10 protein-coding genes and 1 other RNA gene are annotated in these 10,693 nt (G+C 30.8%); 1 reads left to right on the top strand and 10 read right to left on the bottom strand.

What is annotated here, in order from left to right; genetic code table 11:
- The first annotated feature begins 3 nt into the window (after positions 1-3).
- Positions 4-325: RNase P RNA component class A (rnpB, locus tag L8X27_RS01345), an RNA gene on the top strand.
- On the opposite strand, the gene L8X27_RS01340 is transcribed toward rnpB, so the two are convergent.
- The 10 genes from L8X27_RS01340 to L8X27_RS01295 all read right to left on the bottom strand — a co-directional run bounded on the left by L8X27_RS01340 (position 320) and on the right by L8X27_RS01295 (position 10,685).
- Positions 320-535: a hypothetical protein gene (locus L8X27_RS01340; protein WP_133318894.1), complete on the bottom strand. Its 216-nt coding sequence runs from the start codon at positions 533-535 to the stop codon at positions 320-322. The two genes, rnpB and L8X27_RS01340, sit on opposite strands and share 6 nt — an antisense overlap.
- The gene (fliS, locus tag L8X27_RS01335) at positions 532-903 is read right to left on the bottom strand and encodes a flagellar export chaperone FliS (RefSeq protein WP_133318893.1); all 372 of its coding nucleotides are present in this window, start codon (positions 901-903) and stop codon (positions 532-534) included. Before fliS ends, L8X27_RS01340 begins: the two co-directional genes overlap by 4 nt.
- Before the next feature lie 18 nt (positions 904-921).
- Positions 922-3,231, bottom strand: coding sequence for a flagellar filament capping protein FliD (gene fliD, locus L8X27_RS01330; RefSeq protein WP_263680975.1), 2,310 nt, complete (start codon positions 3,229-3,231; stop codon positions 922-924).
- Between the two features lie 2 nt (positions 3,232-3,233).
- A complete protein-coding gene (locus L8X27_RS01325) occupies positions 3,234-3,575 on the bottom strand; it encodes a FlaG family protein (protein ID WP_133318891.1) in 342 nt (113 codons plus the stop codon).
- Positions 3,576-3,694: 119 nt separating this feature from the next.
- On the bottom strand, positions 3,695-5,488 hold the full coding sequence (locus L8X27_RS01320; RefSeq protein WP_263671352.1) for a menaquinone biosynthesis decarboxylase: 1,794 nt from the start codon (positions 5,486-5,488) through the stop codon (positions 3,695-3,697).
- Positions 5,489-6,415 (bottom strand): hydroxymethylbilane synthase, encoded by a 927-nt coding sequence (hemC, locus tag L8X27_RS01315; protein WP_263671353.1) that lies wholly within the window; start codon positions 6,413-6,415, stop codon positions 5,489-5,491. It abuts the gene before it with no gap.
- Entirely contained in the window at positions 6,406-6,801 is a 396-nt protein-coding gene (locus L8X27_RS01310) for an FxsA family protein (protein ID WP_263671354.1), read from the bottom strand. Before L8X27_RS01310 ends, hemC begins: the two co-directional genes overlap by 10 nt.
- Positions 6,798-8,498 (bottom strand): proline--tRNA ligase, encoded by a 1,701-nt coding sequence (locus tag L8X27_RS01305; protein ID WP_263659863.1) that lies wholly within the window; start codon positions 8,496-8,498, stop codon positions 6,798-6,800. The genes L8X27_RS01310 and L8X27_RS01305 overlap by 4 nt, the downstream gene beginning before the upstream one ends.
- Positions 8,485-9,792, bottom strand: a complete 1,308-nt coding sequence (gene hemA, locus L8X27_RS01300) for a glutamyl-tRNA reductase (protein WP_263671356.1) — start codon at positions 9,790-9,792, stop codon at positions 8,485-8,487. Before hemA ends, L8X27_RS01305 begins: the two co-directional genes overlap by 14 nt.
- Positions 9,792-10,685, bottom strand: coding sequence for a polyprenyl synthetase family protein (locus L8X27_RS01295; RefSeq protein ID WP_263671357.1), 894 nt, complete (start codon positions 10,683-10,685; stop codon positions 9,792-9,794). The genes hemA and L8X27_RS01295 overlap by 1 nt, the downstream gene beginning before the upstream one ends.
- Positions 10,686-10,693: the final 8 nt, after the last annotated feature.

Raw genomic sequence — 10,693 nt, 5'->3', positions numbered from 1 at the left:
ATCTAAACATGGCAAGCGATCGCTTCTTTTGAAGAGGAAAGTCCGAGCTGCAATAAGACAAGGATTCCATCTAATGGATGGCTAGGGTAACCTAAGGGAAAGTGCAACAGAAAGAAAACTACCATATTATATGGAAAAGGTGAAACGGTAGAGTAAGAGCCTACCAGTAGCTTTGGTAACAAAGCTAGCTATGTAAACCCAATCCGCAGCAAGAAGGGGTGGTTTTAGTCTTATAATATAACCCTTCGCTTGAACTTGTTTGCAAAAACAAGTCTAGATAAATGATCGCTCTTGACAGAACTCGGCTTATCGCCATGTTTTATTTCATATAAGCAGATGCTTTTTTGAGTTTTTGTAAATTTTTTGCTACTTCATCTTGCTTTTTTTTCATAAAAGCTATTGCCTCATTAGTAAGAGCTAAAGCCTCATTGGGACAATCTTTAAAGTCAGGTTTTTCTATGAGTTTAACTATTTTTTCCACATCTTCAGTATATACAGCTAGTTTAAACTCATCTATCCATTTTTTTTCACTCATTTTTGATGAACTTCTCTCCAAGCCTCTAACAAGCCTTTGACTACATTGATAACTTCATCTACTCTTGCTTCACTATTTTCTATATTTGCCAAAGAAAGAAGTTGTAATTCTCTAGTGTATAGGCCACTTAAGTAGTGTGCTATTTCTCCGCCTTTTTCATAATCAAGGCAATTTAACAATTCTATAAAAATAGCACTAGCTCTTTTTACATAATACACTCTTTCTTCTATATTTCCATTTTGAATAGCTATTTTTATCCTACTTGCAAAGCGTAAAATCCCACTATATAACATCTCTATAAGTTTTTCTTGGGATTCTACACCAGTTTGATTTTGTGAATACGCATTATATACTGCACTATTTAGCATTTAAATCCTCTCTATTTTTTAAGAATTTTGATTATTTGCTGCATTAATCATATTTGTAATAACACTTGCTTGGTTATTTAATTTTGCAATTATACCATCATATGCTGCCCATCTTGACCACATTGTGTCATATCTGCTTTCTATGGATTTTTTAGTATTTTCTATAGTTTCGTTTAGATTTTTTGATTCTTTAGTTAAAGAGTCTTTATAACCCCCAAAAGAACCATCAGAGCTCATCATCTCGCCCATAGTGTTTTTTAATACCCCAAAGGTTCCAGTTTCTTCTTTATAAACTGAATATATAGTTTTTGGGCTTAAGCCAAATTTTTTCAAAAATTCTTTATCACCTTGAATTTCTAGGTTACTTCCTGATGTTCCTTTGATTCTAAATTGAATTTGCTGATTCTCGTTACCTTGATTAATGATTTCAAAACTAGCTTCTAAACCTTCTAAGCCAAAACTATTTATATGATCAACTAAATTTTTAGCTTTTTCTATATCATCCGCACCAGTTAGTTTAAAAGGATCTCCATTGGCAGTTTTACTTAAATCTATAGTTTCATCATTATAAGTAATGGTAAAATTGCCTTCTTTGAATTCTATTTCATCACTACCAAGCTTACTTACTCTATCTCCTGTTAGATCAATGTCTTCAAAGCCATTATGTCCTACGAAAAATTTCTCAGCCATTTCAGGATCTTCATTAAACTTAGCATTAAATTTTCCAGAGTCAAAGGTTAAAACCCCATCATTTAAAGTCAAACCATAATCAGCTAAAGATAAACTTACTTTTGAAGAAACTTTAACACCATCTGAAGTATCACTATCTCCAACTGTGATTGTTCCATCTACTGTGATAGTTTGAAGCAAAATATTGTTAATTTGTGATTTTATATTATAAATCGAGCTTACACCTACGAAATTTCCTTTTGTCCCTGCATCAGGATCGTATTTTGTCGCTGCATTAAGATTGATCATTAAATCATTATAAGCAGTAGCTAAACTTTCTAAAGATTGCGCTATGGCTTCAGTATCTTGAGTAACATTGAAACTAATTTCACCTTTTTGTTTAAGTTCTAGGGTAATATCAGGTCCTATATCTGTGATGGTATTAGTTGATCTAATCATCTTAACGCCATCTACACTAAAGATAGCATCCATACCTTTTTGGATATGATTTTCATTGTTTGAAGCTACATTGTAGCCTTGTGGAGTGTTATAATCTAGATTAATTCCAAATTTTTCACTTAGCAGTTTTTTGGCATTTGGATCTCTAGAATAATTTGCTTGGTCTATATTACCATCAGCATCAGTTGCATAACCACCATCAAAAAGACTTAATTCACCACCATTAGTAGCTCTAAATGTAAAAGATTTTCCATCTTCCCCAAAGCTTAATTCTACTTTTCCATTAGTTTGTTTTTTTAGATCTTCTGCTAAGCTCTTATAAGTAGTATTCTCGTCTATATCAATAGTAAATCTATCATATCTTTCACCATTTTTTATAACAAAAGTTAAAGAAGTGCTTTCTCCTTTGGATAAAAGTTTCTCTTCTTGGTTTATATTACCACTAAGCGATCCAGTTATTTTATCTTTATCCTTATCTCCAGCATCTGTTGGTCTAAAACCATATAAACCACCTGCACTAATGCTATTTTTATCAAGCTCCCAACCCATAGCTTTTAAGAGTTCATCATCACCTGAAAAAGAGATATTGTTTTTAGTTCCTGTTTCAGTGCTTTGCACTACTAAACGATAAGGATTGTCTCTATCTCCGGTATTTACTAGCTTAGCTTCTATTTTACCACCTGTGGCGGAATTGATTTTTTCAGCAAGTTGAGCTACGGTTGTACTTTTATCAATTTCTATTTTATAGTCTTTTCCATCTTGGGTAATAGTAAAAGAAGCTTTGCCGTTAGAATCACCTTTTATGCCTAAACTGCCCATGACGGTAGAAGTTTTGTCTTTAAAACCATTGCTTTGATAAACATCTTTTTGAGCAAGTTGATCGACTATGACTTTCATATTTGAAAGATTAGATAAAGAGCCTACAACTAAGCTAGCAGCCGCACTATCGCCACTTACACTAGGAGAAACTTTCTTTTTGTTAAATTGAGAAGTATCGCCAAGACTATTTACAGCAGTTTGAAAAGCAAGTAGTTTAGCTTCAAGCTCTGCTAAGTCTTTTTGTCTTGAAGTGTTAGTTTCAAGTTGCGTGTTATAAAGCTTTAAGTGAGCATTCATTTCTGCTTCTTTAAGCTTATTAAGCGTATCGCTTGTTAAAACTCCTGAACCTATACCTAAACTTCCTAAACTACCTACTGCCATGATTAACTCTCCTTATCAAAAATGGTGCCAATAACACCTTTAAAATGTTCTATTAATTTCATAACTTCTTCACTAGGAATTTTGCGTATTAACCTACCTGTGTCTTTTTCGGTGACATTTACATACATTTCGTTTATTTTATCATTATACGCAAAACGCACATTTGTTTCCAATGTTTCCATTTGTCTATTAAGTTTTTCTGTTGCGTTTTTTAATTTTTCATTTAAATTCTCATCTTGATCATTTAAATCAACCTGTTGCTTATTCTCTTGAGATGGCTTTTCAACACTTTTTGTGTTAAAATGAGTTATATTTGTATCCCTTTGAATATTGCTAATGTCCATTTTAAACTCCTTTTTAAAAGACTCTAAAACACACTATCGACACAATTTTAAAAAACTTAATATTTAAATTAAAAATATATATATTTAATAAGCAAAAAGTGTTCTCAAAAAGTTTAAAATTAAAAAATTTCAAACTTTTTGAAGAATTTTTCATCATTTACAAGTAATTTTTTTGCAATAAGTCTGTCTATAACTTCTTTAGAGCAATTTGTCATTAAAGGCCACTCTTTATGATAATCTTCTAATGATCCTTTATTTGTCGCATCAATTGCAACACAATCTTTTTTGATAAATATATCTCTTTTTGCATCGATATTATTTACCACACGCCAAATTAACATATAAGGATTTTCCAAAATAGCATCTGAATCTAAAAAAACTAAAATTCTAAAATGTTTTTTATGAATTTGTAGTTTTTCAAAAATTTGAGCAATTTTTTCTTTTTTATCAATTAAGATCACACAAATTGGAGCAAAGGTTTGGGTGTAAAATTGTTTTAATTTTAAAATATTTTGATCTTTTTCTTTAAAAAGTGAAAACAAAGTTTCATCACTTAGAATTTCAAGTTCAACTTTTTTCTCATCGCCACACGCATCAAGTCCTGCTTTACCACCGTAACAATAAGTGCTTGAAGCATGATCGAGTTGATCGCAAATTCCTTCACTAATAAGTAATTTTTCTTCATCAAAGCGATTAAGTATATAAGGTATGAGCTTGTCATAATCTTGCAAGCAAGGTGCATTTTCATCGACAAAAATAGCATGTTTTACAAAACTCATTTGCCCTACTCCCCAAAAAGTATGCATTACTTGTTTTGCATGAGCTGGATATTTTGCTTCTATTTTGGCTAAAATCAAATTATGAAAAACTCCATTTTCAGGCATGTTATAATCTATCAAATCAGGTGTGTTAGTTTGAAGTAAAGGTAGAAAAACTCTTTCTGTGCCAAGCCCCATGTATTTATCTTCTAAAGGCGGTTTTCCTACAACCGTAGCTTGATAAATCGCATTTTTTTTAGCAAAGATTTTTTCTACTTTTAAGACAGGACAAAGTTCAACAGGAGTATAAAAGCCTGTATGATCTCCAAAAGGTCCCTCGGGTGCAAATTCATTTGGATCTACAAAGCCCTCAATTACAAAATCACTATCATAAGGCACATAAAGATGATTGCTTTTGCATTTTGCCAAAATGGCAGGTTTTTTCTTGATAAAACCATAAAGTAAAAGTTCAAAAATACCTTTTGGTAAAGGCGCTTGAGCACACCAAATATATAAAGGATCTCCACCTATGGCTATACTTACTGGCATTTTTTGATTTGCTTTTTTATACTCATGGAAAAAGTGGCTCGCGTCTTTGTGAATTTGCCAATGCATAAGCAAGGTTTTTTCATCAACTACTTGCAAGCGATACATTCCAAGATTATTTTGTTTTCCATCTATGCTTTGAGTATAAACTTGCCCCATAGTGATAAAAGGTGCAGCGTCTTTTTCCCAAGTTTTTAAAATAGGTATTTCATATAAAGAATTTAAGCTTTTGTAGTTAAATTCTCCATCTTTTTTGATGCGTTTTGGTGGGATATTTTTTAAATCAAGCAAGGTTTTGAAAAAATTTAATTTCGCACCAAAGCTTTGCGGTATGTGCATTTTAAGTAAAGAGCTAATTTCTTTAGCTACATCTTCATAATCTTTTCCAAATGCTAAATTTAAAGCTTTTTTGCTGCAAAAAGTATTTAATAATACAGGATAATCGTATTTTTTGCCATTTTTTACTGCATTAGTAAAAAGCAAGGCTTTAGAGTCTTCTTTTTTAACTTCTATATAAGCTAAATGTGCCATTTCAAGTTCTACATCTACTGGCTCATGGATGGTTTTTAATAAATTATTTTTTTCTAAAAGCTCTACGAATTTTTGCATTTATATCATACTCTCTGCTTCTTTTAAAATTTCTTTTGCACCTTTTGCTATCATTTCTTTGGCTAAAAGCTCGCCTGCATTTGAGTAATTTTGCTTATCAATTACTCTTTTTTCTTTTAAAATTTTACTTGCATCGGGTAAGCCCACTATGGCGCGAATTTCTATTTTTTCATCAATGATTTTTGCATTAATTCCTATAGGTACTTGACAACCACCTTCTAGGGTTTTTATAAAATCTCTTTCTATATGAGTTTCTACAAAGGCATTTTTATCATTTAAGCATTCAAGGTATTTTAAAATTTGTTTATCATCAATGCTTTCTATACCTAAAGCTCCTTGAGAAGCTGCAGGTATCATCTCATCAAGTTCAAAAGCCCTAATGTATTTTATTTCTTTATCTAAACCCAAGCGTTTAATGCCAGCTAGAGCTAAAATAATAGCGTCAAATTCCTTAGCTTTAAGTTTTTCTAAGCGTGAGTTGATATTACCTCTTAGAGAAATGATATTTAAATCAGGTCTTAACGCTAAAAGCTGCATTCTTCTTCTAAGACTTGTAGTGCCTACTTTTGCACCTTTTGGAAGAGCATTTAAGCTTTCATAATACTCACTTAAAAAAGCATCATTTACCACTTCTCTTTTTGAAATAGCAGCTAAAACTAAGCCATCAGGAAAGAAGCTTGGCACATCTTTTAAGCTATGCACAGCTAAGTGTGAATCACCTCTTAACATACTTTCTTCAAGTTCTTTTGTAAAAAGTCCTTTTCCACCTATTTTAGCTAAAGGAGAATCAAGTAAAACATCACCTTTGGTTTTAAAACCCTCTAAAAAAATTTCTAAATCAGAATGTGTTTGTAATAATTTATTTTTTATATACTCACTTTGCCATAATGCAAGTTGGCTTTTTCTTGTTGCGATGATTAATTGCATTTTTTATGCTCCTGTATGATTTCTACATCTATGATTTCTTCTTCGTTGTTTGTTTGATGATATTTTCTTTTTTGTTTTGTAAATAATTTTAATATCGTCATAAAAAATAAGAGTAAAATTCCCAAAAATGTGCTTAAAATTCCTGGTATTAAAAGTAAAATTCCAACTATAGTTAAGGAAAATAATTTAATCATACCAAATAAATTAGTATTGGCATTTTGCATAGTGATGAGATTTGTCCAAGTCTTTGCTAAAAACATTGCTCCTAAAAACATACTTGCAAAAACTATCATAAAAAAATTTAAAAAACCAAAAAAGACTATAAATAAAATACTAGCAATCAATTCTAAAATCAAAAAAGCACTTAAATTTGTTTTTGCTATCATAAAATTTTCTCTAAGTGTGAAATTACTTCTTGGGTTTTTAAAACTTGTTTTTCTAGAGTATTTCTATGGATTAACTCTACTTCATCGCTTTCTAAACCCTTACCTATAACTAAAGCATAAGGAAAGCCCATTAATTCAAAATCATTAATCTTTACACCAAAACGCTCATTTCTATCATCAAACAAAATTTCTTTATCTTTAAAATGAGTATAAATTTGCTCGGCAAATTCCATAGCTTTTGTATCTTTTATATTAGAAACGATAATATCTAAAACAAAAGGAGCTAGAGTTTTATTCCAAATACAACCTTTTTCATCATGGCTTGCTTCTATGGCAACAGCTACTAAACGGCTCACCCCCATACCATAACAACCCATAGTGAAAAATTGAGCTTTACCATTTTCATCTAAATAGCTTGCATTCATTGCTTTTGAGTATTTATTTCCAAGTTTAAAAATATGTCCTACTTCAATACCTTTGCTTTGCTTAAGCTTGTGCTGACATTTTGGACAAAGATCATGCTCTTTAACTGCGGCAAGATCTTTAAAGCGTTCTTTGTTTAAATTTACAACATTGATTCCAACCAAATGATAATCTTTTTTATTTGCTCCAATAATCATATTTGTTTCATTTTCAAGCTCATGATCAATATAAAAATCAACTCCATTTAATCCTACAAAACCAATAAATCCTGGTACTAAACCTGCTTTTTCTAATTCTTCTTCACTTACATCGGCCAATTCTAATGCATTTGCTGCATTTAGTGCTTTAACTTCTTGCAGTTCATCATCGCCGCGTATAAAAAATACTACAATTTTTTCTTCATTTTCATAAATAGCTTTTTTAGCAATAGCTTTAACAGTATAGTAAGGATTAATTTTAAAAAATTCTGCTAATTCTTCTATAGTTTTTACATTTGGAGTGTGAAATTGTGTAGCAAAGTCAGCTTCTGGTCTTTCATCTTCGCAACTTTTTTTAGCTCTTTTTGCTGCTTCGATATTTGCAGCATAATCACAATGCTCACATAATAATATATCATCTTCGCCATTTTTAGCCAAAACCATAAATTCTTTTGATCCACTTCCGCCAATAGCCCCACTATCAGCTTCAACAGCTCTAAAATCAAGCCCTAATCTTGTAAGAATTTTACTATAAGTTTCATGCATAAGATTAAATTCTTTATCTAAATCAGCTTCATTGCTATGAAAACTATAGCCATCTTTCATTAAAAATTCTCTACATCTTAAAAGCCCAAATCTAGGTCTAGCTTCATCTCTAAATTTAAGTCCTATTTGATATAAATGCAAAGGAAGTTGCTTGTAAGAATTTACTTTATTTCTAACCAAAGCTACTATGGCTTCTTCATGAGTTGGTCCTAAGACAAAATCATTTTCTTTTCTATCTTTAAAGCGTAAAAGCTCTTTACCAAAAACATTAAATCTCCCACTTTCTTTCCAAAGTTCAGCTGGGGTATTAAAGCTTAAATTTACTTCTAAAGCTCCCGCTTTATCCATTTCTTCTTTGATGATATTTTTAATCTTATCTAAAACTCTTTTTCCTAAAGGTAAAAAATTATACAAACCACTTCCAATTTGTTCTACAAAAGCACCCTTAACTAAAAATATATGACTTGGCAGGGTAGCATCTTTTGGATTTTCTTTTGTGCTTATGGCATAAAATTTACTAAATTTCATGATTATTCTCCAAATTAAATTCACATTTATAGAAGTTTAAACCTTCCATGCTTTCATTTTTTAAATCAAACACATAACGCATGGCATTTACAACAGAGTCATTTTGCATAGTTCCACTTAGTTTTTTTAAATTTACACTAGGATGATGTAAAAATGCATTCATTACCTGTCTTATAAGCTTTCTTGCTTCTTCATGATTTGAGTGTTTTAAATATCCTTTATCTATGGCCTTTTGTAATTGTTCTTTAGCGATTTCATCAGCTTGCAAGCGTAATTGCTTGACCAAAGGTAAGGTTGCTAGTTTGCTTAGATGTTGAAAAAACTCATTTGTCATAGTGCCTACTATAGAATAAGCAATCTGGGCTTGATGTTCTCTTAGTGTTAAATTTTTTCTTACAACTTCTTCTAAATCATCAACAGCATAAACTATATTTTTTTCATTTGCTTTTACATCAATATCCCTAGGCACTGCTATATCAAAAAAATATCTTTTATAATCTTTTTCTTCTAATATGTCATTAGTTATGATAGCATGTGGAGCATTTGTGGCGCTAAAAAATATCTCATATTTATTTAATGCTTCTTTTAAATTTGCGATACTTTCGCAATTTGCATTTTTACCTAAATCCTCACAAAGTTTTTTGGCATTTTGTATATCTCGATTTAAAATCAATACTTTAGCTTTAGCATTTAATAAATGTTTACAGGCTAACTCGCTCATTTCCCCTGCACCTACTACAACTGCAGTTTTATTTTCTAAATTTATAAGCTCTTTGGCTTTTGCTACTGCTACTGAAGCAACTGAAATAGGATTTTTGGAAATTTCAGTTTGATTTCTAATATTTGCTGCACATTTAAAAGCATAATGGACTGCTCTAGTTAAATGCACACCACATCTTTGTTCTTGTAGAGCAAATTTATAAGCATCTTTTAATTGTCCAGCAATTTGTGTTTCTCCAATAACTAAACTATCAAGTGAGCTTGCCACAGAAAATAAATGATGGATAGCCCCACTATCTTCATAAAAATCAGCTTTTGTGCTTAAATTTTCTTTATCAACCCCACAAAGCAAACTAAGTGTTTTTAAAATATGTTCATTGATACTTTCAATTTCTCCGATAAAAAGAAAAATTTCAACTCTATTGCAAGTGCTAAGCACTAAACTTTCTAGAATTTTATTATTAGTATGGATTAATCTTAATAATTCTCTTTTTTTATCTTCATTAGAAAAGGAAAGTTTTTCTCTAGTAGCAATATCTGTATTTTTGTGCGTAAAACTGATACAATAATAATGCATTAAAATTCCCTTTCTATCATACTTTTAATAATATCTTCTAAATCTTTTATATTGTATTTTTCTATGGCTTTTAAGGCATTATTTGCATAGGTGTTTAATTCTTGACCAATTTGATTAAAAATTTCATGCTCTTGCATTTTATTTTTAATCCAAGTAAGTTCATCTATGTTTAAATCTTTCTTGTAATAAGACTTAAGTATTTCTTGATCTTGTGGATTTAATTTTTCATATAAATACATATAAGCAAGGGTAGTTTTACCTTCTTTAAAATCATTCATGGCGGGTTTGCCTAAGGTTTGTTCATCGCCTTTGATATCTAAAATATCATCTACGATTTGAAAAGCCAAGCCCAAGTTTTTACCATATTCTGCAAAATCATCTTCATTTAAATTAGCAAGTATAGCCCCACATCTTGCACTAGCTTCGATTAAAACGGCTGTTTTGTTATATATCATTTGCAAATAAGCGTTTTTATCGGTATTGAAAGTTTCGCTTAAATTTACATCCATTAATTCGCCAACGGAAAGCTTTACAACAGCATTGGAGATGATTTTTGCTAATTTTAAATCTATTAAAGAAAGTTCATAGAAGGCTTTTGAGTATAAAATATCTCCAAGCATGATAGCATTTTTGGCTCCAAATTGTTCATTGATAGATTTTACACCTCTTCTTAATTTTGCTTCATCAATCACATCATCATGCAATAAGCTTGCAGCATGGATTAATTCTATAATGGCACAAATTTTATAACTAATATCGTTTTCACTAGCTATTTTTAAAAGTAATTTTGAGCGTAATTTTTTACCGCCTTGAAGTTTTGAACTCATTGTTAAAATAGGCTTGTAATTTAATTCAGATAAAAATTCATGCATATATTGATCTATCTTTTGCACCATGCTTT

It is taken from the genome of Campylobacter sp. CNRCH_2015_1657 (genome assembly GCF_025772685.1).
Taxonomy (GTDB): domain Bacteria; phylum Campylobacterota; class Campylobacteria; order Campylobacterales; family Campylobacteraceae; genus Campylobacter_D; species Campylobacter_D lari_D.
The sequence above is the reverse complement of the archived record's forward strand: the minus strand, read 5'-3'. Positions and strand labels throughout refer to the sequence as shown.